The sequence below is a fragment of the Streptomyces sp. R21 genome (assembly GCF_041051975.1).
Classification (GTDB): Bacteria; Actinomycetota; Actinomycetes; order Streptomycetales; family Streptomycetaceae; genus Streptomyces.
In genome coordinates this window covers 1,199,595-1,225,993 of record NZ_CP163435.1, presented here as the reverse complement: position 1 = coordinate 1,225,993, position 26,399 = coordinate 1,199,595, and the positions used below count along the sequence as shown (strand labels likewise).

Sequence of the window (26,399 nt, the reverse complement as noted above, 5' to 3'; positions counted from 1 at the left end):
CGCCCCTGACACCACCGGGCCCCAGCGTCACCACAGGAGGATCACGATGTCCAGAGCCAGAGTGCTCCGCGGCCTCTGGGCCGTCCCCGTAGGCCTTCTCGCTCTGTTGGCCGGGAGCGTGGCCACGGCCGGGGCCGCGAGCGCCGTACCGGCCGAACCTCAAGCGGCGGCCGCCGCCCTGTACGTGGCGCCGGGGGCGGCCCCCGGCGGGGACGGCACCGCCCAGCAGCCGTTCGCCACCATCGACCAGGCGCGGCAGCCCGCGCACCAGCTCTCGGCCGATTCGGACGTCGTGGTCTACCTGGCCGGTGGCACCTATCGGCTGTCCAAGCCGCTGGCCTTCGGCTCCGGCGACGGCGGTCAGAACGGCCACACCATCAACTACCAGGCCATGTCCGGGCAGCAGCCGGTCGTGACCGGCGCCCAGCAGGTATCAGGTTGGCAGGTTCATGATCAGGGCAACAATATCTGGTCGGTCCACGTCGGCAGCGGTGTGAACACACGTCAGTTGTACGTGAACGGCAAGGAGGCACCGCGAGCGGCGATCCAGGTGCCCCGCTCCGGGTTCACCTTCACGCAGACCGGCCTGACCGTCACCGACTCCTCCCTCGACTACCTGGCCGGCCTCTCGGACCAGAACCACATGGAAGTCGAGAGCCTCAACTCCTTCACCGACCGTTACGCGCCGGTCCAGTCGATCAGCGGCAGAACCATCACCATGCAGCAGCCCGCGTGGAACAACAACTCCTGGGGTTACGACACCATCAACGCGCCGTTCGCCGGCGGAACGATGTACCTCGAGAACAACTACGCGTTCCTGAAGCAGGCGGGACAGTGGTACCTCGACTCGTCCACCGGCGACCTGTACTACCGGGCCCAGCAGGGACAGAACCCGAGCAGCCTCGACATCGAACTGCCCCGGCTGCAGAGCCTGCTCGGGATCAGCGGCAGCTACGGCTCACCGGCGACCGGCCTGGGGTTCACCGGCATCCGCTTCACGGGAACCTCCTGGCTCGGCCCGAGCGGATCCGACGGCTACGCGGACCAGCAGAGCGGCGCACACATCACCGGTGCCTACGCGATGCCCGCCAACTGGCTGAGCACCTGCAAGTCGGGGTGCACGCAGTTCGAGGCCACCCGTAACCACTGGGCGCAGATGCCCGCCGCCGTACAGGTCTCCGCCGCCACCGGCATCACGTTCTCCGGCGACACGTTCTCCGAACTCGGGCAGGCCGGACTGGGCGTGGGCAACGACGGCGTCGCCACGGCCTCCGGCACCGGACTCGGCGCCAACGGCGTCACCATCACCGGCAACACCTTCACCGACCTCGCCGGAAGCGGCATCCAGGTCGGCGGGATCCAGCCGGACGCACACCACCCGAGCAACCCGCAGATGACCAACCAGAACATCGTCATCAGCAACAACCGGGTCAGCGGAGTGGGCACCGACTACAAAGAGACCGCGGCCATCCTGTCCACCTACGTCACCAAGGCGACGATCACCCACAACCAGTGCGACCACCTTCCCTACGACGGGATCGACATCGGCTGGGGCTGGGGCGCCAACGACCCGGGCGGCAGCCAGGACTACGTCAACCGGGGCACGTACAACTACCAGCCGATCTACAGCACTCCCACGACGCTGAAGAACAACACCGTCTCCTACAACCTGATCTTCGACACCAAGAACGCGATGTTCGACGGCGGCAGCATCTACAACCTCTCCGCGAACCCCGGCTCGGTGATCTCCAACAACTACATGTACGACAACCACCGCACCACCGCGCTGTATCTCGACGAGGGCTCCCGCTATCTGACCGTGTCGAACAACGTGGTGCAGGACGCCAGCAACTGGGCGCTCACCAATGCCAACGCGAACAACCACACCGACGACAGCACCTTCTCCGGCAACTGGTACAACGGCGGCAACACGTACGTCGCCACCGGTCCTCCGCACAACAACGTCCTCACCGGCAACGTCCAGGTCAGCGGCACCAACTGGCCGACGGGCGCGAAGCAGGTCATCCAGCAGGCAGGCGTCCAGTCGTCGGGCGGCGGCAGCGGCTTCCCCACCGGTTACCACCGGCTGGTGATCGGCAGCAACAGCCTGTGCATGGACGTGTACGGCAACTCCGGCAGCGCCGGCGCCGCGATCGACCAGTGGACCTGCAACGGGCAGAGCAACCAGCAGTTCCAGTTCGTGCCCGCCTCCGGCGGCTACGGACAGCTACAGGCGCAGAACTCCGGGCAGGTCGTGGCGGTATCGGGCGGCTCCACGACCGCCGGTACGCCCGACATCGTGCAGCAGGCTCCCGGCGGAGGGTCCAGCAGTCTGTGGCTGCCGATCCAACAGTCCGACGGCTCCTACGCCTTCCAGAACCAGAACAGCGGCCTGTGCCTGGACGTCTACGGCGGCGGCAGCAATCTCGGCCAGCAGCTCGACCAATGGCCCTGCAAGAACGGCCCCGGCACCAACCAGGACTTCACACCCCGCTGACCGGCTCGCGGCTCGTTGACCACACCCACTGTCCCGCACCAGTGAGGAACGCTGATGAAGAAGTACTCGACAGCCTTGGCCGCAGCGCTGACGGCTGCGTTGGGTGTGGGCGCCGCATTGCCCGCAGCGGCCGCCACCGGCACCGACGCATCGTCGACCGCCGCGCGGGCCGCCGCCGCGCCCGCCACCTTGCGGCTGATGCCGCTGGGAGACTCGATCACCTGGGGTGTCGGCAGCCCGTCCGGGAACAGCTATCGGAGCTTCCTGGGAAACCAGCTGGCGGCCGAGGGGCATGCCCTGGACTTCGTCGGCTCGGGCCGCAACGGCACCATGTCCGACCCGGACAACGAAGGCCACTCCGGCTGGCGGATCGACCAGATAGCGGGCATCGCGGACTCCGTGCTCGCCCGTTACCGCCCGAACGTGGTCACCCTGGAGATCGGTACCAACGACCTGAACGGCAACTTCCAGGTCCCGACCGCCCCCGACCGGCTCCGCGCACTCATCGACCAGATCACCCGTGACGCCCCCGACGCGACCGTCCTCGTCGGCACCGTGATCGTCTCGACCAGCGGCACCGAGGAGGCCAACCGGCCCGCGTTCAACGCCAAGCTCCCCGGAATCGTCCAGGCCGCGCAGACCGCCGGCAAGCACGTACGCCTGGTGGACATGAGCGCGCTGACCAGCGCGGACCTGTCCGACTCCCTGCACCCCAACGACAACGGCTTCCGCAAGATGGCGGACGCCTTCAACGCCGGGGTCCAGGCCGCGGATGCGGCGGGCTGGATCAAGCCGCCGGTCTCCGCGGGCGGACAGGTGCGCTCCGGGATCGCGGGGAAGTGCCTGGACGTCAACGGCGGCAACAGCGCCAACGGGACCGCCGCGGACATCTCGTCCTGCAACAACTCCGACGCGCAGCAGTGGTCCGCGCACTCGGACGGCACCCTGCGGGCGCTCGGCAAGTGCCTCGACGCCACCGGCCGCGGCACCGCCAACGGCACCAAGGTCGAGATCTGGGACTGCAACGGCGGTGCCAACCAGCAATGGCAGGCGTACAGCGGCGGCTACCGCAACCCGGTCTCCGGCCGCTGCCTCGACGACCCCGGCGCGTCCACCACCGACGGTACGCAACTGGTCCTGTGGGACTGCAACGGCGGTGCCAACCAGCAGTGGACCGCTCTGCCGGTCTCCTGAGCCGCGTGACCCGGCACCACCGCAACAGCGTCTCGCGTTCGGTGTCTCCCCCTGATCGGAATCCCCCGTCCCCACACAAGGAGAATGATCGTTCATGTCCTGGCTCAACGAAGAGCCCCGTCTCCGCAAGGCCCTGGTCTCGGCCACCGGTTTGACGGTCGGCACGGTACTGGTCCTGGCCGCGACCGTGGCCCCCGCCGCACACGCGGCTTCCGGCACGCTCGGCTCGGCCGCGGCCGGCAGCGGACGCTATTTCGGCACCGCCGTGGCCGCCGGGAAGCTCGGCGACTCGACGTATTCCACGATTCTCGACCGGGAATTCAACATGATCACCCCGGAGAACGAGATGAAGTGGGACACCACCGAACCGTCCCGCGGCAACTTCAACTTCGGTCCCGGCGACCAGATCGTCAACCACGCCACCGCGCACGGGCAGCGGATGCGCGGCCACACGCTGGTCTGGCACTCCCAACTGCCCGGCTGGGTCAGCTCCATCGGCGACGCGAACACCCTGCGATCCGTGATGAACAATCACATCACCTCGGAGATGAACCACTACAAGGGCAAGATCTACGCCTGGGACGTGGTCAACGAGGCCTTCGCCGACGGCGGCAGCGGCCAGCACCGCAGTTCGGTGTTCCAGAACGTGCTCGGCAACGGCTTCATCGAGGAGGCGTTCCGCACCGCCCGGGCGACCGACTCCTCGGCCAAGCTCTGCTACAACGACTACAACATCGAGAACTGGACCGACGCCAAGACCCAGGGCGTGTACAACATGGTCAAGGACTTCAAGGCACGCGGCGTGCCCATCGACTGCGTCGGCCTCCAGTCCCACTTCGGCGCCGGTGGCCCACCGTCCAGCTTCCAGACCACCCTGTCCAACTTCGCCGCCCTCGGCGTCGACGTCCAGATCACCGAACTCGACATCGCCCAGGCGTCGCCCACCGCCTACGCCAACACGGTCAAGGCGTGCATGAACGTCGCCCGCTGCACCGGCATCACCACATGGGGGATCAGGGACAGCGACTCATGGCGGACGGGGGAGAACCCGCTGCTGTTCGACAACAACGGCAACAAGAAGCCGGCTTACGACTCGGTCCTGTCCGCGCTGGGCGGCAGTACGGGGAACCCGGGGGGCCTCGTCTCGGGCACGGTGTACTCGCTGAGCGATGTCGCTGCGGGCCGGGTGTTGGACGTGCCGGGCGGACAGACGGGCAACGGCACACCTCTGCAGGTCTGGGACGCCAATGGCAGTGCTGCGAATCAGCAGTGGCGGGCCAATCAGAACAGTGACGGTTCCTACACGCTGACGAACATCGCCAGCGGGCGCGTGCTGGACGAGCCGGGTGGTCAGACGGGTAATGGCACGCGGATGGAGATCTGGGACTCCAACGGCGGCGCCAACCAGCACTGGCGGGCGAGTCAGAACGGCGACGGTTCGTACACCCTGACCAACGTCGCTTCCGGCCGGGCGCTGGAGATCCCCAGCGGGCAGAACGCCAACGGGGCCCCGGTCCAGATCTGGGACTCCAACGGCGGCGCCAACCAGCACTGGAACTTCCGGTGAGGTGATCGCCACCCAGCCCGCTCCTGCTCCTGGACTTGCTGCGAAGTCCAGGTCGGGAGCCCTGGGAACGAACCCCCGCGTCCGGCACGGCAGCCGTCGCCGGACGCGGGTTTCGGCATGCCCTCACGGCGGCCTGACCAGGAACAATACATGGGATGGATCGGGTTCTTCGTCGCGGAGAAATGTCTATTGACACGGCGATGTGCCTGTGGGATCACTATGCGACATGGGATGTCTGAGTGTTCCCTGTGGGTGCCATCGGGCACGCTGACGGGAGCGGTCGACCCCCATTCCGAACCCGTTCGGACAGGCACGGCACTCTCCGTCCGCTTCCCCCCCCGCATATCCGAGGACACAGAATGCAGCCTTCATCCGCTCCGCCCTGCAGTACCGCGGCTCGTGCACCACGCCTACCGGCGGCGGCCGCCGTAAGCGTGATGGCTCTGCTGGCCATGCTGCTGGCGTCCGCGCCGACCTGGTCGGCGCCGGCGTCCGCGGCAGCCCTGGTGAGCTCGGCGTCGGGGCGGTGCCTGGACGTCAAGGGCAACGTCGACACATCGGGCACGGCGCTGGAGATCTGGGACTGCAACAACCAGGCCAACCAGGCGTTCGAGTCCACGGCGGCCGGTGAGCTGAGGACGATGAACGGCACCCGGTGTGTGGACGCCTACGACAGTCGGACGGCTCCCGGAGCTCCGGTGGTCATCCGGCCGTGCGACGGGCGGCCGACCCAGGTGTGGCGACAGAACTCCGACGGGTCCGTCACCGGTGTCGCCTCCGGATTCTGCCTGGACGTGAACGGGGCGGGCACGGCCAACGGCACCGCGGTCATCCTGTGGACCTGCAACGGCCAGAGCAATCAGAAGTGGACCACATCGACACCTCCGCCCCCGCCCAGCGGGTCGGGCCCGTGCGACATCTACGCCGCCGGGGGTACGCCGTGCGTGGCCGCACACAGCACCGTGCGGGCGCTCTACGGCTCGTACAACGGCTCCCTGTACCAGGTCAGGCGCTCCTCGGACAACGCGACCAGGGACATCGGGGTGCTGGCGCCCGGCGGTTTCGCCGACGCCGCCGCGCAGGACTCGTTCTGCGCGGGCACCTCATGCGTGATCACGGTCGTCCGCGACCAGTCCGGACACGGCAACGACCTGTGGTACCAGGGATCGGCCCAGGTCCCCGGGTCGAGCCAGAGCAGCCCCGCGAAGGCGACCTCCGAGTCGCTGACCGCCGGGGGCACCAAGGCGTACTCGCTGTACATCAACCCCGGGAACAGCTACTGGCGCGACGGCCACCTGACGGGCGTGCCGACCGGCAGCGCACCCGAAGGGGCGTACATGGTCACCAGCGGCACTCACGTCAACAACGGCTGCTGCTTCGACTACGGCAACAGCGAGACGACGCGGAAGGCCGACGCCGCCGGAGCGATGGACGCGATCAACTTCGGCACCGAGTGCTGGTTCGGCGGCTGCTCGGGAAGCGGTCCCTGGGTGCAGGCCGACCTCGAATGGGGTCTGTACTCCGGCGGCAGCCAGTCCTGGAACACCAACCAGCGGGCCTTCCCCAACAAGTTCGTCACCGCGATGCTGAAGAACAACGGCACGTCGAGGTTCGCCCTCAAGGGCGGCAACTCCCAGTCAGGGAGCCTGACCACCCTGTGGGACGGCGGGCTTCCCGGCGGATACAGCCCCATGAAGAAGCAAGGGGCCATCGTCCTGGGCAGCGGCGGCGACTGCTGCAAGCCCGGCGGCGGCGCCAACCTGAGCGCCGGCACCTTCTACGAGGGAGCCATGGTCGCCGGCTACCCCTCCGACGCGACCGACAACGCGGTGCAGGCCAACATCACCGCCGCCGGCTACCGCTGACCCCCAGCTCCCAACTCGGCTCAGGAGTCGATGACTTATGCCCACGACCACCGCGAGAGCCAGGCGTCTCAGGCCGCTGCCGTCGTTGCTGTCCCTGCGCAGAACCCTGGCCCTCGCCTTCTCGGCCGTGCTGTTCATCGTGGGCGCTCCCCTGCTCTCCGTCGGTACGGCACAATCCGCCGCCGCGCTCTCCTCCGGTACGGAGCAGCCCGCCGCCGCGCTCGGCAACGGGCTCGCGCTGACCCCGCAGATGGGCTTCAACGACTGGAACGCGTACGGCTGCAACGTCTCCGAGTCGCTGATCAAGTCCACCGCGCAGGCGATGCACACCAACGGCATGCAGGCGGCGGGCTATTCGTACGTCAACATCGACGACTGCTGGATGACCCACAGCCGTGATTCCGGCGGCCGTCTGGTGCCTGACCCGGCCAAGTTCCCCGACGGCATCAAGGGCACCGCGGACTACGTGCACTCACTGGGGCTGAAGCTGGGGATCTACGAGGACGCGGGCACCGCGACCTGCGCCGGGTATCCGGGCAGCCTGGGGCACGAGACCACGGACGCGCAGTCGTTCGCGTCGTGGGGCGTGGACTATCTGAAGTACGACAACTGCAACAACAACGGGGTGCCCGGGCAGACCCGGTACACCGCGATGCGGGACGCCCTGGCGGCAACCAACCGGCCGATCCTGTACAGCCTGTGCAACTGGGGCCAGGAGAACGTGTGGACCTGGGGCGCGGGCGTGGGCAACAGCTGGCGCACCACCGGGGACATCAGCGCGAACTTCTCCAGCATGCTCTCGATCTTCCACAGCAACGCGGGACTTGCCTCCTACGCCGGCCCCGGCCACTGGAACGACCCCGACATGCTGGAGGTCGGCAACGGCTCGATGACGCCCACCGAGAGCCGCAGCGAGTTCAGCCTCTGGGCGGAGATGGCCGCGCCGCTCATCGCGGGCACCAACATCCCCTCGGCCAGTGCGGACACCCTGTCGACGCTGACCAACTCCCGGGTGATCGCGGTCGACCAGGACTCCCTGGGCAAGCAGGGCACCATGGTGTCGTCCTCGGGCGGCCTGGACGTGCTGGCCAAGCCTCTGGCCAACGGAGACGTGTCGGTGGCGCTGTTCAACGAGACGGGCTCGACGGCGACCATCTCGACCAACGCGTCCGCGATCGGTAAGACCGGGGCGTCCGCCTACACCCTGACCGACCTGTGGTCGGGGGCGTCCTCCACCACCTCGGGCACGATCAGCGCCTCGGTCCCGGCGCACGGCACGGTGATGTACCGGGTCGCGGGCGGCACCGGCGGCGGCGGAGGGTCCACCGTGACCGGCGAGCTGCACGCGGTGGGCGCGGGCAAGTGTCTGGACGTACCCAACTCGGCCAAGACCGCCGGCACCCAGGTGGAGATCTGGAGCTGCAACGGCGGGGCCAACCAGATCTGGACGCACTCCACGTCCAACCAGCTCACCGTCTACTCGGGCAGCGGCCAGATGTGCCTCGACGCCTACAACAACCAGACCACGCCGGGGACGAAGGTGGAGATCTGGTCGTGCAACGGCCAGACCAACCAACAGTGGCTGCTGAACGCCAACGGCACGATCACCGGCGCGCAGTCCGGCCTGTGCCTGGACGTCACCGGAGGGGCCACCGCCAACGGAACCCTCGCCGAGCTGTGGACCTGCAACGGCAGCAGCAACCAGCAGTGGGCGCTGGGATGAGGCCCCCGTGCCTCTCGCCGGGCCCCACAGAGGAGGTCTCCATGCTCAAGCCCGCCACCGACCGCCGACGAAGGCGGTTCACAGCGGTGTACCTGTTCGCCCTGGCGTTGGTCCTGGCCGCCTTCGGCGCGCCGGCATTCGCCACATCCGCGCGGACCGGCACGACCGCCACCGCCCGCGTGGCGGCGGCCCACACGGCGAACACCCCCGCGGCCGACGCGTCGCTTCCGTGTGACCTCTATGCCGCGGGTGGTACGCCGTGTGTGACGGCGCACGCCACCACGAGGGCGCTCTTCGCGTCGTACAACGGGCCGCTGTACCAGATCCAGCGGGCCTCCGACCACAGCTACCGCGACATCGGAGTGCTCAGCGCGGGCGGGTACGCCGACGCCGCGTCCCAGGTCTCGTTCTGCGCGGGCACCTCGTGCACGATCACGAAGATCTACGACCAGACCGCCAAACACAACGACCTGCCGATCTCCTGGGGCGGCTTCTGGAAGGGCCCCGGCCCGAACGGATCCGACGTCGGGGCGGACGCCATGGCCCTGCCGGTGACCGCGGCGGGCCACCAGGTCTTCGGCGTCAAGGTCACCCCCGGCGTCGGCTACCGGATCGACCACGCATCCGGCGTGGCCACCGGCTCCCAGCCCGAAGGCATCTACATGGTGACCTCGTCGAACTACACGAACCAGTGGTGCTGCTTCGACTACGGCAGCGGTGAGAACTCCCACACCGACACCGGCAACGCCACCATGAACGCCATCTACTGGGGCAACGCCTGCTGGTTCAACGGCTGCACCGGCACCGGCCCGTGGGTCGAGGCCGACCTGGAGAACGGCATGTTCCACACCAACACCGGCTCCAACAAGGACCCGAACAACCCCGGCGTGCACTACCCCTTCGTCAGCGCCTGGCTGAAGAACAACGGCACCACCAACTTCACACTCAAATACGGCAACGGCAGCAGCGGCGGCCTGACCACCACGTTCTCCGGCCCGCTGCCCAACGGTTACTCACCGATGAAGGTCGACAGCTCGGTCCTGCTCGGCACGGGCGGCGACAACAGCCCCTCAGGTGTCGGCGAGTTCTTCGAAGGCGCCATGACAGCGGGTTACCCCTCCGACGCCACCGAGAACGCCGTCCAGGCGGCCATCACCGCCGCCGGCTACGGCGGGGGAAGCGGCGGCGGCACGACAGGGGCGTTGCATGCGGTGGGTGCGGGCCGGTGTCTGGACGTGCCGAGCGCCTCGACGACGCCGGGCACGCAGACGCAGATCTGGGACTGCAACGGTGCGGCGAACCAGACGTGGTCGCAGACCTCCTCCCACGAGCTCACCGTGTACTCCGGCAGCAGCCGGCTGTGCCTGGACGCCTCCAACCGCGGCACCAGCTCCGGCACCAAGGTCATCACCTGGACCTGCAACGGCCAGAACAACCAGCAGTGGAACCTCAACGCCAACGGCACCGTCACCAGCGCCCAGTCGGGCCTGTGCCTGGACGTCAGCGGCGCCGCCGCCGCCAACGGCACCCCCGTACAGCTGTGGACCTGCAACGGCGGATCCAACCAGCAATGGTCACTGAGCTGACCCCGTAAGGAACCTCCACCGGGGCGGCGCCCGGCCGCCGCCCCGGCGTGCCACCGCACCGCACTGCCCACCCATGGGAGCCGGCCCTGTCCATCGTGCGCGCCGCAGCGCGCGGCGCCGAACCGCGGGAGGATCGGATGAGGACGAGAGTGAGACCCAGCCGTCTGATACTTGCAGCCGGCGTCGTCCTGGCGCTCATGCTGCAGCTGCTGTCGACGGCCGCGAGCCAGGCCGCCTCGGGCGAGTCGCTGAGCGTGAACCTGGCGTCGACGCGCGGGCCTTCCACCGGTGTGGGGGAGGGGTTCCTCTACGGTTTCAGTGAAGACGGCACCCAGCCCGTGGACCAGTTCATCCAGCCACTGGGCATCAACGCGTTCCGCGGCGGCGGATGGTTCTCCGGCGGCTGGATCAAGGACAACTACCAGTACGGGTCGGCCACCAAGGCCGACGTCGGCTCGATCATCTCGCAGGCGAAACGGCTCACCCAACCGCCGTATCACGCGCAGTACCAGGTGCTGGTCAGTGACATCTACGGCGCGAACGGCGGCCAGCCGTCGAACACGATGTACCCGTGCGACAACGGCAACTGCTCCAACTGGATCAGCTTCATCGACTCCACGGTGGGGGCGCTGCAGGCTTCGGGACTGAAGTTCTCCTACGACATCTGGAACGAGCCCGATATCTCCGTCTTCTGGACCCGGGGTGTGAACAGCGCCCAGTACTTCCAGATGTGGGACACCGCCTACCGGGAGATCCGGCGCATCGCGCCCGGGGCGCAGATCGTGGGGCCGTCCCTGGCGTTCACCCCGCAGAGCAACCCCGGTGAATGGCGGACCTGGCTCGCGCACGTGAAGGCGGCGGGGACGGTGCCGGACATGATCACCAACCACGACGAGGGCGACGTCGACGACCCGGTCACCGTCGGGCAGTCCCTGAGCAGTGCCCTGACCACGGCGGGCATCGGTCCGTTGCCGCTGTCCGCGAACGAGTACCAGCCGGCCGACCGGCAGACCGCCGGGGTGACAGCCTGGTATCTGGCGCGGTTCGCGCAGTCCGGGTACACCAACGCGATGCGCGGCAACTGGGTGTGCTGCATCACCCCCAACCTGACCGGAGTCCTGACCCAGAGCGGCGGCAGCTGGCAGCCGACCGGCAACTGGTGGGCGCTTCGGGACTACGCCGACATGACCGGCACCCTCGTCGACACCTCCGGCCAGGTCGGCTCGACGGCGATCTCGGCCTCCGAGGACTCCACTGCCAAGCGCGTGGTGGCGATCATCGGCGACTCGAACGGGAACAGCGGCTCCGCGTCCGTGACCTTCAACGGGCTGGCGTCCGTGCCCTGGTTGGCGAACGCGGGCAGTGTGAACGTCACCGTGCACCGCATCCCGGAGCAGGCGCCACTCGCCGCCCCTCAGATCGTGTACAACCAGAACGTGAGCGCCTCGGGCGGCTCGATCACCGTGCCGTTCACGTTCCAGGCCTCGCACGACGCGTTCGCCGTCTACCTGACGCCCGCCTCGTCCAGCGGCGGCTTCCCGACCGGCTACCACCAACTCGTCGCCGCCCACGACAACTTGTGCATGGACGTCTACGGCAACTCCGGCAGCGCGGGCGCCGCGATCGACCAGTGGACCTGCAACGGGCAGAGCAACCAGCAGTTCCAGTTCGTGCCGGCCTCGGGCGGCTACGGCGAACTGCGGGCCCAGAACTCCGGCCAGGACGTGGCGGTGGCCGGCAGTTCCACCACGGCGGGCACCCCGGACATCGTCCAGCAGGCCCCCGGCGCGGCGGCGGGCAGCCTCTGGCTGCCCCTGCGCCAGTCCGACGGCTCCTACGCGTTCCAGAACCGGAACAGCGGTCTGTGCCTGGACGTCTACGGCGCCGGCAGTAACGCGGGTCAGCAACTGGACCAGTGGCCGTGCAAGAACGCGCCCGGCACCAACCAGGACTTCAACCTCCGCTGACCACCATCCCCTCCGACCTGCGAAAGGAACCCATCGTGTCAGCATTCAGCCGGTTGTTCCGGCGCTTACGCGCCTCGACGGCCGTGTTCACGGGCCTCGTCCTGGCCGCCGGCGGGATCGTGGGCACGACCGCCGAGCCGGCCCATGCCGCCACCTCGATCACGATCAACGGCACGTCCGGCGGCCGGACCTTCGACGGCGTCGGCGCGATCAGCGGCGGGGGCGGCAACAGCAGACTCCTGATCGACTACCCGGAGCCCCAGCGCGGCCAGGTCCTGGACTACCTGTTCCGGCCCGGCTACGGCGCCTCCCTGCAGATCCTCAAAGCGGAGATCGGCGGTGACACCAACTCCACCTCCGGGGCCGAGCCGAGTCACCAGCACACCCGGTCCGACCTGAACTGCGACCGGGGCTACGAGTGGTGGCTGATGGAGCAGGCCAAGGCGCGCAACCCGGACATCAAGCTGTACGGGCTCGCCTGGGGCGCGCCGGGCTGGATCGGCGGCGGGAACTTCTGGTCCACCGACATGACCAACTATCTGCTCTCGTGGCTGGGTTGTGCCAAGCAGCACGGGCTGAGCATCGACTACCTCGGCGGGTGGAACGAGCGGGGCTACAACGTCTCCTGGTACGAGCAGCTGCGCAGCGCGCTCAACAGCAACGGCTACGCCAAAGTCAAGATCGTCGCGGCTGACTCGGACTGGTCCGTGGCGAACGACATCAACTCCAACCCCGCGTTCGCCTCCGCGGTGAGCGCCATCGGCACGCACTACCCCTGCGGTTACCGGTCGTCCCAGTCCAACTGCTCGGTGCCGTCGGCCGCCACCTCGTCCGGCAAGACGCTGTGGGCGAGCGAGAACGGCTCGGACGACTACAACGGGGGAGCGCAGGCCATGGCCCGCGGCATCAACCGCGGATACATCGACGGGCGGATGACGGCGTACCTCAACTGGCCGGTGGTCGCCGCGATCACACCCAACCTGCCCTACCCCACCATGGGTCTCGCCCTGGCCTCGCAGCCGTGGTCCGGCTCCTACTCGATCGGCAAGAACACCTGGGTGATGGCACACACCACCCAGTTCACCGCACCGGGGTGGCAGTACCTCGACACCTCCAGCGGCTACATCGGAGGCAACCGCAACAACGGAAGCTACGTCTCGCTCAAGTCCACCAACAACTCCGACTACTCCACGGTCATCGAGACGATGGACGCCGGCAGCGCCCAGACGCTGAACTTCAACGTCGCCGGAGGGTTGTCCACCGGGACCGTCCACGTCTGGTCCACCAACGTCAATTCCAACAACACGGCCGACCACTTCGTGCACACCACGGACATCACCCCGTCCGGCAGCGGTTTCAGCCTGACCGTGCAGCCCGGCCGCGTGTACACCCTGACCACCACGACCGGACAGGGCAAGGGCACCGCCACCGGCCCCGGCCGGGGCGCACTGAGCCTGCCGTACAGCGACTCCTTCGACGGCTACGCCACCGGCACCGAGGCCAAGTACCTCATGGACTGGCAGGGCGCCTTCGAGGCGGTGGGCTGCGGCGGCGGCCGTAGCGGCAAGTGCGTGCGCCAGATGAGCCCGCAGAAGCCGATCACCTGGGACGCGCTGTCCGATCCGCACGCCCTGCTCGGTGACGTGAGCTGGAGCAACTACACCCTCTCGTCCGACGTGATGCTCGAACAGCCGGGATACGCCGAGCTGATCGGCCGTGCCAACGCACAGGACTACAGCAGCACCGGCGGGCTGAACGCCTACCACCTGCGGGTGAGCGACACCGGAGCCTGGTCGATCCTGAACTCCAACACCAACGGCAACGTCTCCACCCTGGCCCACGGCACCACCACGGCGCTGGGCACCAACCGATGGCACACCCTGGCCCTCACCTTCTCCGGCAACACCATCACCGCCCTCATCGACGGCTCCACGGTCGGTTCCGTGAACGACTTCAGCTGGGCGGGCGGCCAGGTCGGCTACGCGACCGGCCAGAGTGAGACGGCGCAGTTCGACAACCTGTCCATCACCCCGGGCAGCGGCGGATCCGGCGGCGGCACGACCGCCGCGATCGTCGGGGCCGGTTCGGGCCGGTGCGTGGACGTGCCGAACCAGTCGCAGACGGCCGGTACCCAGGTGGAGCTGTGGGACTGCAACGGCGGCGCCAACCAGCAGTGGACGAACACCTCGGCCGATGAGCTGCGCGTCTACGGCGGCGACTGCCTGGACGCCTCGGGCCAGGGCACCACCCCCGGTACCAAGGTGGACATCTGGACCTGCAACGGCGGCAGCAACCAGAAGTGGACGATCAAGGCCGACGGCACGATCACCGGTACCCAGTCCGGCCTGTGCCTGGACGCCACCGGCGCGGGAACGGCCAACGGCACCTTGTTGCAGCTGTGGACCTGCAACGGCAGCAGCAACCAGAAGTGGACGCGTGACTGATCCCGGTGCCAGCTGAGATCACCCGCCCCGTCAATGACGCTGAGAGGCTCCGCATGACCTCCTCCCCCTTCCCGCTCAGCCGGCGCCGACTGCTGGCAGCGGCCGGCGCGGCCACAGCCGTCGGCCTGCTGCGCTTCGCCCCCGAGGCCGCCGCGACCGACGGCCCCGGAAGCTACACCGCGAGCTGGTCCTCCGTGGACCAGCACCCCCCGGCCCCGGCCTGGTTCCAGGACGCCAAGTTCGGCATCTACTACCACTGGGGCGTCTTCAGCGTCCCCGCGTTCGGGAACGAGTGGTATCCGCGCAACATGTACATCGGCGGCTCGGCCGAGAACAACCACCACAAGGCCACCTACGGCGACCCCTCGGCATGGCCGTACAACAACTTCATCGACGGTGCCCGCGACAAGGCCGGCAACTACGTGCAGTTCGCCCCGAAGCTCGCCTCCCAGGGCGGCAAGTGGGATCCGGACGCCTGGGCGCGGCTGTTCAAGGCCGCAGGTGCAAAGTTCGCCGGCCCGGTCGCCGAACACCACGACGGCTTCTCCATGTGGAACAGCCGTGCCAACTCGTGGAACTCGGTCCAGCACGGCCCCAGACTCGACCTCGTGGGACTGCACGCGCAGGCCATCCGCGGGCAGGGCCTGAAGTTCATGGCCTCGCTGCACCACGCCTACCACTTCAACGGCTTCTACGACCATGTGCCGAACCAGTCGGACCCGGCGCTGCGCCTCCTCTTCGGCCAGCAGGGCTCGGCCGCGGAGAACAAGCTCTGGTACGACAAGCTGATCGAGGTCATCGACGGCTACCAGCCGGACCTGGTCTGGCAGGACTTCGACCTGGGCCTGGTGCAGGAGTCCTACCGGCTCCAGTTCCTCGCGCACTACTACAACCAGGCGGTCGCGTGGAACAAGGACGTCGTCGCGACCTACAAGGACGGCCTCGACAACAAGGGCGAGGTCTACGACTTCGAGCGCGGCGGCCCGGCAGGGCTGCTCACCCCCTACTGGCTGACCGACGACAGCATCTCCTCCTCCAGCTGGTGCTACACGGTGGGCATCGGCTACTACTCGACGCAGGCCCTGCTCCACTCGCTGATCGACCGGGTCAGCAAGGGCGGCAACATGCTGCTGAACATCGCTCCGATGGCCGACGGCACCATCCCCTCCGGACAGCAGTCCATCCTGCTCGACATGGGCGACTGGCTCGGCCGCTTCGGAGAGGCGGTCTACTCCACCCGCTCCTGGGCCAGTTACGGCGAGGGCCCCACCAAGATGGGCGGAGGCTCGTTCAGCGGACCGGTGGCCGGCAAACCGCAGGACGTCCGGTTCACCCGCAGCCGGGACAACAAGGTCCTCTACGCGACCGCGCTGGGCTGGCAGGGCGCCACCATGACCGTCACGACGCTGAACTCGAACCAGATCAACCTCAGCAGCCTGACCGGCGCGCAACTGCTGAACAACACGGCCGGCACCTACATCAACCTGCCCACACCGACCCAGGATGCCTCCGGCCTGCACTTCACCATGCCCGCGTCCAACCCGCCGTTCAGCGCCCTGGCATACACGGTCAAGCTCACCTTCTCCGGTGAGATCCCCGTCCTGGGCGCGCCGGGCGGCTCCACGACCTGGGTGAAGATCGCCAACGTGACCAGCGGGCTGGTGCTCGACGGCGGGGGCAACGCAGCCTCCGGCTCCAACCTCAAGCAGTGGAACTACGACGGCAGCAGCAACCTGCAGTGGCAGCTGATCGACCTCGGCAACGGCTACTGCCGCATCATGAACCGCACCAACGGCATGGCCGCCGACAGTTGGGGCAACTCCGCCAACGGCGCTCCCGCCCGCCAGGAGGCGTGGAACGGCGGCAACAACCAGCAGTGGTCGCTCAACAGCGTCGGCAGCAACCGCTACCAGATCATCAATCGGGGCACCGGCACCGCCCTTGACGGCAGCGGCAGCACCACCGTCGGCTCGACCGCGGTGATGTGGACACCGAACTCCAGCACCAACAACGAATGGACCATCACCGGGATCTGAACCCGGTCGACCGACGTTCCCCGCCCATTGCTCGACTTCGGAAGAAGGAGTGTATGAAACGCATACCCCTCTTAATGTCCATCGCCACTGCGGTACTTCTCGTCCTGACAACTGCGGGCACCTCGTTCAGCAGCGTCCTTGGCGCGCCGGTGTCGGCCACGACCACCGACGCCGCCGCGGCGACAGCCGGCTGTGGCAAGGCCCCAACACTGACGAGCGGTACACACACGATTCAGAGCGGCGGCCAGACGCGCAGTTACATCCTGCGGGTTCCTGCCGGCTACGACAGCAACCACCCCTACCGGCTGGTCTTCGGCTTCCACTGGCGGGGCGGTACGGCAAACGACGTCGACTCGGGCGGAACGGACGGGTACAACTGGTCCTACTACGGCCTCCGGCGCCTGGCGGACAACGCGAACAACAGCACGATCTTCGTCGCCCCTCAGGGGAACGGCAACGGCTGGGCCAACCCCGGCGGCCAGGACGTGGCCTTCGTCGAAGCCATGGTCAGCCAGATCGAAGCAGGTCTGTGCGTCGACACCACGCAGTTGTTCTCCGCAGGCTTCAGCTACGGCGCCGCGATGTCGTACGCCCTCGCCTGCTCCCGGGCGACGGTCTTCCGCGCGGTCGCGGTCTACTCCGGCGCGAACCTCAGCGGGTGCAACGGCGGCACTCAGCCCATCGCCTACATGGGTCTGCACGGCCTGAGGGACAACGTGCTGCCCATCTCGTCGGGACGAGAACTGCGCGACACCTTCGTCCGGGCGAACGGCTGCACCCCGCAGAACCCGCCCGAGCCGGCCAACGGAAGCCTGACGCACATCATCACCACCTACTCCGGATGCAGGTCCGGATACCCCGTGGTCTGGGCCGCGTTCGACGGAGCGGGCCACGACCCCGGTCCCATAGACGGTTCCACCGGTGATGGCTGGCGCACCTGGACGTCGGCAGCGGTGTGGCAGTTCTTCACCCAGTTCGGCTCGAATCCGCCACCGCCGCCGCCCACCGGCAACCAGGAGATCGTCGGCCAGCAGTCGGGGCGCTGCCTCGACATCAACAACTCCACCACGGCCAACGGCACACAGGCACAACTGTGGGACTGCAACGGCGGCTCCAACCAACGGTGGACCTACTCTGCCGGAAAGCAGCTGACGGTCTACGGCAACAAGTGCCTGGCTGCCTCCAGCCAGGGCAACGGCGCCCCGGCGGCGATCTGGGACTGCAGCGGGCAGGCAGACCAGCAATGGAACATGAATCCCGACGGCACGATCACAGCCGTGCAGTCGGGGCTCTGCCTGGACGCCAACGGCCAAGGGACCTCCAACGGCACGAAAGTCCAGCTGTGGAGTTGCACGGGCGGCGCGAACCAGCACTGGCACCTGCAGAACTGACACACCGGCGCCAGGCCCGCACAGCACCGTGCGGGCCTGGCATTGCAGACTTCGACCGGACAGGCCCAGGGATGGCTCAGGCGATCCTGCCGCCGTCGACCCGGAGCACGGCGCCGGTGACGTAGGAGGCGCGATCGCTCAGGAGCCAGGCCGCCGCCTCGGCGATCTCGTCCGGGTCGGCGGCACGACGCAGCGCGGTCCGGGCGTTGAGCTGGTCGATGACGCCGGGTGACTTCTCGTCCCACTCGTAGATCATCTCGGTGAGCGTCGTGCCGGGGGCGATCGCGTTGACGCGGATGCCTTCCGGGCCGTATGCGGCGGCGGCCGAGGCGGTGATGTGGTTGAGCGCCGCCTTCGTGGCGCCGTAGGCGGGCAGTACGGGGTTGGGCACCAGGCTGCCGACACTGGAGTTGTTGACGATCGCGCCCCTCCCGGCGGTGGCGCGGATCGCGGCGATCTCGGCCTTCATGGCCAGCCACGGCCCCTTGAGGTTGACAGCGCAGACCTGGTCGAAGTCGGCCTCCGACAGCTGATCCATCGGCCCGGGCGGCTGCCCCGTGGCGCCGTTGTTGAAGGCGATGTCGAGACGGCCGTACAACGTGACGGCCCGGTCGACGGCGGCGTGAATGCTGTGCGGGTCGGCCAGATCGCAGGTCACGTAGTCCGCGGTGCCGCCGGCCGCCCGGATCTCCTCGGTGACCGCCTTGAGTTGGCTCTCCGTGCGGGACGCGAGGAGGAGGTGGGCGCCTTCCCGGGCGAACAGCCTGGCCGCGGCGGCGCCGATGCCTCGTCCGGCACCGGTGACGAAGGCGACCTTGCCGGCGAGCAGGTTCGATGTGTTGGTCATCCGACGAGCCTCCGTCCCGCCACACGCCTTGTCCAGGGATCACCAGTACCTGGCTGGGCGGTCCGGTCCCGCGCACCGGCGAACTTGATCGAGGCCTGTTCACCGATACTTCATCAGGTGAGGTACGCGGCGGAGCTTCTGCTGCCCCATGACAGGACCTCCCCAGGAAGGCTGAACACGGTGACGACGGCGGCATATCAGGGTGAACCCGGATCCAACTCGGCAACCGCCGCGCGTGCCCTCTACCCCGAGGGCGACGAGCTGGCCTGCACGAGCTTCGAGCAGGCCCTGGAGGCCGTGACGCTCGGCGCCGCCGACGTCGCCGTGATCCCGGTGGACAACTCCGCGGCCGGACGCGTCGCGGACGTGCACCATCTGCTGCCGGAGACGGGGCTGTTCATCGTCGCCGAGTACTTCCTCGCCATCCGCTTCGACCTGATGGGGGTGCCCGGCGCGACCCTGGACCAGGTGGAGTGCGTACGCAGTCACGTGCATGCGCTGGGACAGTGCCGCAAGGTGTTGCGGGAGGGCGGCTGGCGCACCCGCGTCAGCGACGACACGGCCGGAGCGGCCCGCGAGGTGGCCGAACTGGGCGACCCGCGGCACGCGGCGCTCGCCCCGCCCGCCGCGGCTCGGCTCTACGGCCTCGATGTGCTGCGTCCCGAGGTCGAGGACGACCCGGACAACACCACACGGTTCGTCGTCCTGTCCCGGGACGCCGCTCCGGCCCCGCACACGGGGGAGCCGACGATGACGAGCCTGTTCTTCTGCGTGCGCAACATCCCCAGCGCGCTGTACAAGGCGCTGGGCGGCTTCGCCAGCAGCGGCGTGAACCTCACCAAGATCGAGAGCTACCAGATGGGCGCGGGGCTCAACCCCAGCCGTTTCTACGTCGAGATCGAGGGACACCCCGACGAGGAGCGCGTCGCCCTCGCCCTGCACGAACTGCGCTTCTACTCCACCGAAGTGCGCACCCTGGGCGTGTACCCCGCGCATCCGCACCGGCTGAGGAACTGACCGCGCACCCTCATTTGCCATGCGACGCGTCACCCGTCAAGGTGGTGACGAAAGATGTGGAGATTCCGGGCCGACGTGCGAGCCTGGAGCCTGCGCGGACTGACGCGGACAGAAAGGTGAGGTGCCATGAGTGACGCCGAGGAGAAGGCTCTGCTGGCGGGTGGGTGCTTCTGGGGCATGCAGGAGCTGATTCGTGCGCTGCCCGGTGTGGTGGGCACCCGGGTGGGTTACAGCGGCGACGACGACAAGCCCAACGCTACATACCGCGACCACGGAAAACACGCGGAGTCGATCGAGATCACCTTTGATCCGGCGGTCACCGACTACCGCGCGATCCTCGAGTACTTCTTCCAGATCCACGACCCGAGCACGACGAACCGGCAGGGCAACGACATCGGCCTGAGCTACCGCTCCGCCATCTTCTACCGAGACGACGAGCAGCGCCGTATCGCGCAGGACACCATCGCCGACGTCGACGCGTCCGGGCTGTGGCCGGGACCGGTGGTGACCGAGGTGGTACCGGCCGGCCCGTTCTGGGAGGCCGAACCGGAGCACCAGGACTACCTCCAGCGCTACCCGGACGGCTACACCTGCCACTTCCCGCGCCCGAACTGGCACCTGCCCAGGCGCGAGGAGTCCTGAACACCCGTGCGGCCGGGGAGAGGTGACGCCCTCCCCGGCCGCGCGGCACAGCGCGGGTTTCAGAGGTGGTCGGCGTCGACCACGGCCTGGGCGAAGGTGGTGGGCGCCTCCTGCGGCAGGTTGTGGCCTGTGTTCGCGACGGTGCGGTGCAGGTAGGGGCCGGTGAAGTGGTTGCGATAGGTGGAGCCGTCGCCCGGTGCCGTGAAGGGGTCGAGGGCTGGATCGAGCGTGACGGTGGGGATGCCGATCGAGGGCTGGGCGGCCAGCTTCTTCTCGTAGCGGTCGAAGCGCCGGTCGCCCTCGATCAGGCCGATGCGCCAGCGGTAGTTGTAGAGGACGATGGCAGCGTAGTCGGGGTTCTTGAAGGCCTCGGCGGTGCGCGCGAAGGTGGCGTCGTCGAAGTTCCAGTTGGGGGAGACGAGGGTCCACACGTAGCGGCACAGTGCGATGCGCTGGTCCACGTTCTCCATGGTCTTCTTGCCGCGGTCGGTGGCGAAGTACCACTGGTACCACCAGTTGTGCTCGACGGCCGGAGCGGCGGGCTCCAACTGCATCTTGCGGTCGGTGATGGCGTACCCGCTGGTGGACAGGAGGGCCTTGACGCGCTCGGGCCACAGTGCGGCGATGATGTCGGCGGTCCGCGAGCCCCAGTCGAACCCGGCCAGGACGGCCTTCTCGATCTTCAGGGCGTCCATGAACGCGATGATGTCCAGGGCGATGGCGGACTGCTCGGCGGTGCGCGGGGTGTGGCGCGACAGGAAGCTGGTGCTGCCGTGGCCGCGCAGGTATGGGACGAGGACGCGGTAGCCGAGGTCGGCGAGGAGCGGGGCTACGTCGACGAAGCTGTGGATGTCGTAGGGCCAGCCGTGCAGGAGAACGACGACCGGACCGTGGGCCGGGCCGGCCTCGGCGTAACCGATGTCCAGGACGCCCGCCTTGACGTGCTTGAGCGTGCGGAACTCGGTGTGCGTGCCCGGGGTGATGGTGGGCACCGTCGGAGTGGAAGCGCCGCCCGGCGTGTTCGAGGCATTCGCGGCGGATGCGTTGGCCTGTAGGCCGGACAGTGATGCCGCGGCCGCGCCGGTGCCCAGGCCGGCGGCCTTGCTGAAGGTACGCCTGTTGATCATGTGAAGCCCTCCGTCGCGCGTTCCCGATGACCGGCCTGAGTCCGGGGGAACCCCAGCCCGCATTACGGCGTGAGATCACCCCGGCTCTTGACGTGACGACCCTCGCACGCCGTGCGTCACCTGTCAAAGCGGTGACGCGCGAGCCCCGACGTGCGTCACCGGCTTGACAGGTGACGTTCATGAAGAGATGCTCATAGCCGTCCAAGGCGACAAGCTGAACGCCATCCACGACCGACGAAGTGGAGCACGGCCATGAACAAGGGACTCACCACGGACGCCGCCGAGGCGGCTGTACGACACGTGCGATTCAGCAGGCTCCCCGAGCGCGTCCGCTTCGAGGACATGACCGAAGAGGTCGAGGCGGGGCCGGCCGGCGGACTGAACGCATACGACCCCGAGGGTTCGTGGAAGTTCTACTCGTGCCTGGCCCTCGACCTGGGGCTGTAGACACCCGGCGCACCCGGCACACATGAACGGGGCTCAGATCCAGGTGTCGAGCCACATCCTGTCGTACCAGTCGGCGTACGGGATCGTCTGCCCGGTGTAGACCGGGAAGAAGTAGATGAAGTTCCAGGCGATGAGCAGGACGAGCACGCCAGCGGTCACGGCACCCTGGGTGCGGCGCTTGGGAGTTGATCCCGGCGGACCCAGCAGGGCTCCCAGCAGCATCGTCACGGCCAGGCAGAGGTACGGCACGAAGACGACGGCGTAGAAGGAGAAGATCGTGCGGTCCTGGTAGAGGAACCAGGGCAGGTAACCGGCGCCCACGGCACACAGGATGGCGCCGGAGCGCCAGTCGCGGCGCAGCGCCCATCGATAGAGCAGATACACGAGGGCACAGCAGGCCGACCACCACAGGAGCGGGGTGCCCAGGGCGACGATGGCCTGCGTGCAGTCGGCGGTCGTGTGGCAGCCGTCCGTACCCGGTTTCGGCGACTCGTAGTGGAACAGCACAGGACGGCCCTGGACCAGCCAACTCCAAGGATTCGACTCGTACTTGTGCGGAGCGTGCAGGCCCACATTGAACTGGTAGACCCCGTACTCGTAGTGCCACAGGCTGCGCAGCGGGGCCGGAATCCACGACCAGGTACCGCCGCGGCCGTCCGCCCAGTGCCGTCCGTAGCCGTTGTCGGACACGAACCAGCCGGTCCAGGTCGCCAGATACGTCACGGCAGCGACCGGAACCAGGGACACCACCGACCAGCCGAGATCCTTGCGCAGCACCGCGCGGTAAGGGCGCCGCGCACCCGCGACGCGGCGGGAGCCCACGTCCCACAGCAGGGTAAGGACCACGAAGAAGACGAGGAAGTACAGGCCGTTCCACTTGGTCGAGGCCGCCAGTCCCAGAAAGAGACCGGCCGCGAGCCGCCAGGGGCGTACTCCCGTGCCGGCCCGGTCACCGGTGTGTGCGTGCGGACCTATGCGGCCGTCCTCCTCGACCGGCAACGCCGCCGCGAGCCGGGCCCGCGCCCGGTCCCGGTCGATGAGCAGGCATCCGAACGCTGCCAGCACGAAGAACATGACGACGAGGTCCAGCAAGCCGGTGCGGCTCATCACGTAGTGCAGGCCGTCCATCGCCATCAGGGCGCCGGCCAGGCAGCCCAGCAGCGTCGAACGGAACAGCCGGCGTCCTATGCGGCAAAGCATCAGCACCGACAGCGTGCCGAGGACGGCCGTCATGAAGCGCCAGCCGAAGGGGGTCAGGCCGAACATCCACTCGCCGAGCGCGATGACCCACTTGCCCGTCGGCGGGTGTGCGACGAAGGCTCCGGTGTCGGAGAGCGGGATCACCTGAGGATCGGCCAGGATCTGCGGGTCGGCGATCTTGTTGTCCGGCCAGGTGCTCTCGTAGCCGAGCCGGAGCAGGGACCAGGCGTCCTTGGCGTAGTACGTCTCGTCGAACACGACCGCCCGCGGTCGGCCGAGGTGCCAAAAGCGCGACAGCCCGGCGAGGAGCGCCACCAGCAGTGGCCCGCCCCAACCTGACCAGCGCGCCAGCCGGCCCGCCGCCACCGGCGACAGTCCGAGCATGCGCCACACCCGTGACCCGGGTTCGGGAAACGGCACGACGAGGCGGTCGTACAGGGAGATGCGCGGGCGCTCTACGTACCCGAAGCGGCGCAGCCGCCGCTCCCAGGAGACCGCCGGGGGCTCTGCTGCCTGATGAGGCTCGTCGGCCAGCGCGGGCGCGTTCTCATGAATCACGTGGCGCGCTTTCAATTCGTGGAAGTGGCTGCGTGGGCGGCGGTCGAGGTCCGGGTCGGCATCGGCAACCCCCTGGCGCTGGAGGCGGGGCGGGCCGTCGACGGCATCGGGACCGACTCGGCAGAGGTGACGGGGCGAGGCTGAGGCTCGTTGGACCGGCCCTGAGCGAAAAGGCTCGTCAGGAGCAGCAGCCCGACTCCAAGTCCGGCAATGGTCAGTACGGACCCGGTGGCCATCCAGACCGTCCGGGCCCGCTGCCGGGCACGGACGCCGGCGCGCAGCCGGACATGGTGCCGTTCCTCGTAGGGCGTGTCCTGCTGGTTGTCACGCATCAGGCGTGACAGCTCCTGCTCGAAGTGATCCATGGCTCCTTCTTCACTCGACCGGCTTGGCTGCCTCGGCCAGAAGCTGCCGCAACCGTGCGACGCCGCGTGCCGTGAGCGAACGGGCGGTACCCACGGGACACCCCAGCACCTCCGCGACGTGCCGTTCGGGCAGGTCCTGGTAGTAGCGCAGCACCACCGCAGCTCGCTGCCGCGCCGGCAACAGCGCCAACATGGCCTCCAACCGGGTCCGTTCGTCCACGGCGGCGGTCTCGTCCGCCACCCCCGGTGGGTCGGGCAACTGGTCGACGGGGTGCTCGCCCCACCAGCGACGCCGTGCCGAGCGAGCCGCGGCACGCACCAGAACCCTGCGCACATAGGCCTCGGGCGCCTGCTCGGCCACCTTCGGCCAGGCGAACCACAACTTGACCAGCGCCTCCTGCAGCAGATCCTCCGCACGGTGCCGGTCCCCGCCGGTGAGCAGCCTCGCCAGATGAAGCAACGCCGACCACCGAGCCGCCACGAAGCGGTGGAACTCATCGGCCTGCAACTGCCTCATCTGCGTCGACCCTTGCCCCCCTGCCGAACACGCCGGCCTCTACCGCATGAAGGGCAGCACAGCGTCATCGACACGTACGTCGCCGCATGATCGCGGACACGCCCCCACACCTAGAACAAAGGCACTGAACCCCACCCCGCTATGCACCCCCGACGTGTGGCGTGTGTCACACCGGCAAGCCCTGACGGTGGTCACGGCGCGGTGACCGGTCGGTCAGCGTGCGGTCGCGGCGGGTGCGGTCTTCTTGCGCGCGCGGTATGCGGCGGCCTTGATCTTGTTGCCGCAGGACTCCATGCCGCACCACTGGCGCCGCATGCCCCGGGAGCGGTCGATGTAGACCCTGGTGCACTCGGGGTTGCCGCATTCCTTCAGCAAGGGGACGTCCGAGCCGCTGAGCAGTTCCACGGCCTGCCGGGCGATGGTCGCCAGCGCCTGCTCGGGCGTCGCCTCGGCGAGCCGCCCGGTCGGGGTGAGCTGGGGCGTCACGGGGGTCTTGCGCGCGGCGGCGTTGACCGCGTCGAGCGATTCCCGGTCGAAGGCCTCGCCGAGACGGCGGTCGGTGACGAGCCGGTAGATGGCCTCGCGTACGGTCGTGGCCTCGCGGACGTCGTCCTCCTCACCGGGAGTGATCGTGTCCACCAGCCCGGACTCCAGGTACCAGGCATTCAGCCGCTCCGGTGTCACGAACATCTCGAACCGGGTCGAGCGCCGGGCTCGGAGGGTGGCCGCGAAGTCGAGGGCCGGGTGCCCGCATACGAATACATGGTCAAGATTCACGTCACCACCTTGACAGGTGACTCGCATCGAGTGCAAGGGCCGTCACTGCTCCAGACGGTCCTCCGCCGGGGAGTAACGGGGACGGTCCCCTTGTGGGCTACCGTCCCCGAATCCCTCAACTGCGGTTCTCGGCCTGGAACATCCAGCTCTGCTTCTCCAGATCGGCGGTCAGGCCGATCAGCAGGTCCTGTGTCACGGCGTCCGCCGGACCGGTCACCTCGATGTGTTCCCGCACGCGTTCGATGACGGCGGAGAACGTCCGCACCAGAGCGTCGATGGCGTCGACGTCCTTGGTCCAACCCACCGCGAAGTCGGGCACACCGCTGGTGGCGGCGATGGTGGCGGCCCGCCCGTCCGGACTGACTCCCAGCGCGGCGGCGCGTTCGGCCACCGTGTCGGCGTATTCGCGCGCGGTGGTGACCACCTCGTCGAGCTGCAGGTGGATGGAGCGGAAGCGCGGACCGTAGAGGTTCCAGTGGGCCTGTTTGGCCACCAGGGACAGGTCGAGCAGGTCGACCAGGGTCGCCTGCAGGGCCCTCCCCGCGATCTCGCGTTCTTTGTCCGGCAGTGGACTGTTGATGACCGTCATGGGTGTGCGGTTCCTTTCCGGATCTTCGTCAGCATCCCTGTTG

The 26,399-nt window shown here is 68.3% G+C and carries 19 protein-coding genes and 1 pseudogene; 13 read left to right on the top strand and 7 right to left on the bottom strand.

Going from position 1 to position 26,399, the window contains the following annotated elements; genetic code table 11:
• The first annotated feature begins 46 nt into the window (after nucleotides 1-46).
• The 10 genes and pseudogenes from AB5J56_RS05750 to AB5J56_RS05705 all read left to right on the top strand — a co-directional run bounded on the left by AB5J56_RS05750 (nucleotide 47) and on the right by AB5J56_RS05705 (nucleotide 18,270).
• A complete protein-coding gene (locus tag AB5J56_RS05750) occupies nucleotides 47-2,497 on the top strand; it encodes an RICIN domain-containing protein (protein ID WP_369230696.1) in 2,451 nt (816 codons plus the stop codon).
• 54 nt (nucleotides 2,498-2,551) lie between these two features.
• Nucleotides 2,552-3,691 carry a ricin-type beta-trefoil lectin domain protein gene (locus tag AB5J56_RS05745; protein ID WP_369230694.1) on the top strand — a complete coding sequence of 380 codons (1,140 nt, stop codon included), beginning with the start codon at nucleotides 2,552-2,554 and terminating at the stop codon, nucleotides 3,689-3,691.
• Nucleotides 3,692-3,785: 94 nt separating this feature from the next.
• Nucleotides 3,786-5,255: pseudogene (locus AB5J56_RS05740) on the top strand (endo-1,4-beta-xylanase); the annotation flags it as partial.
• 440 nt (nucleotides 5,256-5,695) lie between these two features.
• Nucleotides 5,696-7,123: an arabinofuranosidase catalytic domain-containing protein gene (locus AB5J56_RS05735; RefSeq protein ID WP_369230692.1), complete on the top strand. Its 1,428-nt coding sequence runs from the start codon at nucleotides 5,696-5,698 to the stop codon at nucleotides 7,121-7,123.
• Nucleotides 7,124-7,160: 37 nt separating this feature from the next.
• Entirely contained in the window at nucleotides 7,161-8,846 is a 1,686-nt protein-coding gene (locus AB5J56_RS05730) for an RICIN domain-containing protein (RefSeq protein WP_369230690.1), read from the top strand.
• A 41-nt stretch (nucleotides 8,847-8,887) separates the two neighbouring features.
• Nucleotides 8,888-10,432, top strand: coding sequence for a lectin (locus AB5J56_RS05725; protein WP_369230688.1), 1,545 nt, complete (start codon nucleotides 8,888-8,890; stop codon nucleotides 10,430-10,432).
• Between the two features lie 137 nt (nucleotides 10,433-10,569).
• A complete protein-coding gene (locus tag AB5J56_RS05720) occupies nucleotides 10,570-12,399 on the top strand; it encodes an RICIN domain-containing protein (protein WP_369230686.1) in 1,830 nt (609 codons plus the stop codon).
• A gap of 35 nt (nucleotides 12,400-12,434) precedes the next feature.
• Nucleotides 12,435-14,843, top strand: coding sequence for a ricin-type beta-trefoil lectin domain protein (locus AB5J56_RS05715; RefSeq protein WP_369230684.1), 2,409 nt, complete (start codon nucleotides 12,435-12,437; stop codon nucleotides 14,841-14,843).
• Nucleotides 14,844-14,896: 53 nt separating this feature from the next.
• On the top strand, nucleotides 14,897-16,879 hold the full coding sequence (locus AB5J56_RS05710) for an alpha-L-fucosidase (protein ID WP_369230682.1): 1,983 nt from the start codon (nucleotides 14,897-14,899) through the stop codon (nucleotides 16,877-16,879).
• Nucleotides 16,880-16,953: 74 nt separating this feature from the next.
• The gene (locus tag AB5J56_RS05705) at nucleotides 16,954-18,270 is read left to right on the top strand and encodes a ricin-type beta-trefoil lectin domain protein (protein WP_369230681.1); all 1,317 of its coding nucleotides are present in this window, start codon (nucleotides 16,954-16,956) and stop codon (nucleotides 18,268-18,270) included.
• A 76-nt stretch (nucleotides 18,271-18,346) separates the two neighbouring features.
• Here the strand turns inward: AB5J56_RS05705 and AB5J56_RS05700 are convergent, their stop codons facing one another.
• Nucleotides 18,347-19,117 (bottom strand): SDR family NAD(P)-dependent oxidoreductase, encoded by a 771-nt coding sequence (locus tag AB5J56_RS05700; protein ID WP_369230679.1) that lies wholly within the window; start codon nucleotides 19,115-19,117, stop codon nucleotides 18,347-18,349.
• A gap of 180 nt (nucleotides 19,118-19,297) precedes the next feature.
• On the opposite strand from AB5J56_RS05700, the gene AB5J56_RS05695 reads away from it, so the two are divergent.
• Nucleotides 19,298-20,134 carry a prephenate dehydratase gene (locus AB5J56_RS05695; RefSeq protein WP_369230677.1) on the top strand — a complete coding sequence of 279 codons (837 nt, stop codon included), beginning with the start codon at nucleotides 19,298-19,300 and terminating at the stop codon, nucleotides 20,132-20,134.
• Nucleotides 20,135-20,260: 126 nt separating this feature from the next.
• Nucleotides 20,261-20,776 carry a peptide-methionine (S)-S-oxide reductase MsrA gene (msrA, locus tag AB5J56_RS05690; protein ID WP_369230675.1) on the top strand — a complete coding sequence of 172 codons (516 nt, stop codon included), beginning with the start codon at nucleotides 20,261-20,263 and terminating at the stop codon, nucleotides 20,774-20,776.
• 59 nt (nucleotides 20,777-20,835) lie between these two features.
• Here msrA and AB5J56_RS05685 read toward each other — a convergent pair whose 3' ends face one another.
• Nucleotides 20,836-21,903 (bottom strand): alpha/beta fold hydrolase, encoded by a 1,068-nt coding sequence (locus AB5J56_RS05685; RefSeq protein ID WP_369230673.1) that lies wholly within the window; start codon nucleotides 21,901-21,903, stop codon nucleotides 20,836-20,838.
• A 252-nt stretch (nucleotides 21,904-22,155) separates the two neighbouring features.
• Here AB5J56_RS05685 and AB5J56_RS05680 point away from each other — a divergent pair, with 252 nt between their 5' ends.
• Complete coding sequence (locus AB5J56_RS05680; RefSeq protein ID WP_369230671.1) at nucleotides 22,156-22,350, top strand: hypothetical protein; 195 nt, start codon at nucleotides 22,156-22,158, stop codon at nucleotides 22,348-22,350.
• A 33-nt stretch (nucleotides 22,351-22,383) separates the two neighbouring features.
• On the opposite strand, the gene AB5J56_RS05675 is transcribed toward AB5J56_RS05680, so the two are convergent.
• From AB5J56_RS05675 to AB5J56_RS05655, 5 genes are all read right to left on the bottom strand, one after another.
• Nucleotides 22,384-24,108, bottom strand: coding sequence for a dolichyl-phosphate-mannose--protein mannosyltransferase (locus tag AB5J56_RS05675; RefSeq protein WP_369230669.1), 1,725 nt, complete (start codon nucleotides 24,106-24,108; stop codon nucleotides 22,384-22,386).
• An 11-nt stretch (nucleotides 24,109-24,119) separates the two neighbouring features.
• Entirely contained in the window at nucleotides 24,120-24,473 is a 354-nt protein-coding gene (locus AB5J56_RS05670; protein ID WP_369230667.1) for a hypothetical protein, read from the bottom strand.
• Nucleotides 24,474-24,483: 10 nt separating this feature from the next.
• Nucleotides 24,484-24,990 (bottom strand): SigE family RNA polymerase sigma factor, encoded by a 507-nt coding sequence (locus AB5J56_RS05665; RefSeq protein ID WP_369230665.1) that lies wholly within the window; start codon nucleotides 24,988-24,990, stop codon nucleotides 24,484-24,486.
• 213 nt (nucleotides 24,991-25,203) lie between these two features.
• Nucleotides 25,204-25,767, bottom strand: a complete 564-nt coding sequence (locus AB5J56_RS05660) for an ABATE domain-containing protein (protein WP_369230664.1) — start codon at nucleotides 25,765-25,767, stop codon at nucleotides 25,204-25,206.
• 115 nt (nucleotides 25,768-25,882) lie between these two features.
• The gene (locus AB5J56_RS05655; protein ID WP_369230662.1) at nucleotides 25,883-26,356 is read right to left on the bottom strand and encodes a DNA starvation/stationary phase protection protein; all 474 of its coding nucleotides are present in this window, start codon (nucleotides 26,354-26,356) and stop codon (nucleotides 25,883-25,885) included.
• Nucleotides 26,357-26,399 lie beyond the last annotated feature (43 nt).

What these genes read in the sequence shown, in the direction of transcription:
- AB5J56_RS05750 (WP_369230696.1), top strand. Translation starts at nt 47, where the DNA reads ATGTCCAGAGCCAGAGTGCTCCGCGGCCTCTGGGCCGTCCCCGTAGGC.
- AB5J56_RS05745 (WP_369230694.1), top strand. Translation starts at nt 2,552, where the DNA reads ATGAAGAAGTACTCGACAGCCTTGGCCGCAGCGCTGACGGCTGCGTTG.
- AB5J56_RS05735 (WP_369230692.1), top strand. Translation starts at nt 5,696, where the DNA reads ATGGCTCTGCTGGCCATGCTGCTGGCGTCCGCGCCGACCTGGTCGGCG.
- AB5J56_RS05730 (WP_369230690.1), top strand. Translation starts at nt 7,161, where the DNA reads ATGCCCACGACCACCGCGAGAGCCAGGCGTCTCAGGCCGCTGCCGTCG.
- AB5J56_RS05725 (WP_369230688.1), top strand. Translation starts at nt 8,888, where the DNA reads ATGCTCAAGCCCGCCACCGACCGCCGACGAAGGCGGTTCACAGCGGTG.
- AB5J56_RS05720 (WP_369230686.1), top strand. Translation starts at nt 10,570, where the DNA reads ATGAGGACGAGAGTGAGACCCAGCCGTCTGATACTTGCAGCCGGCGTC.
- AB5J56_RS05710 (WP_369230682.1), top strand. Translation starts at nt 14,897, where the DNA reads ATGACCTCCTCCCCCTTCCCGCTCAGCCGGCGCCGACTGCTGGCAGCG.
- AB5J56_RS05705 (WP_369230681.1), top strand. Translation starts at nt 16,954, where the DNA reads ATGTCCATCGCCACTGCGGTACTTCTCGTCCTGACAACTGCGGGCACC.
- AB5J56_RS05700 (WP_369230679.1), bottom strand. Translation starts at nt 19,117, where the DNA reads ATGACCAACACATCGAACCTGCTCGCCGGCAAGGTCGCCTTCGTCACC.
- msrA (WP_369230675.1), top strand. Translation starts at nt 20,261, where the DNA reads ATGAGTGACGCCGAGGAGAAGGCTCTGCTGGCGGGTGGGTGCTTCTGG.
- AB5J56_RS05685 (WP_369230673.1), bottom strand. Translation starts at nt 21,903, where the DNA reads ATGATCAACAGGCGTACCTTCAGCAAGGCCGCCGGCCTGGGCACCGGC.
- AB5J56_RS05680 (WP_369230671.1), top strand. Translation starts at nt 22,156, where the DNA reads ATGAACAAGGGACTCACCACGGACGCCGCCGAGGCGGCTGTACGACAC.
- AB5J56_RS05670 (WP_369230667.1), bottom strand. Translation starts at nt 24,473, where the DNA reads ATGGATCACTTCGAGCAGGAGCTGTCACGCCTGATGCGTGACAACCAG.
- AB5J56_RS05665 (WP_369230665.1), bottom strand. Translation starts at nt 24,990, where the DNA reads ATGAGGCAGTTGCAGGCCGATGAGTTCCACCGCTTCGTGGCGGCTCGG.
- AB5J56_RS05655 (WP_369230662.1), bottom strand. Translation starts at nt 26,356, where the DNA reads ATGACGGTCATCAACAGTCCACTGCCGGACAAAGAACGCGAGATCGCG.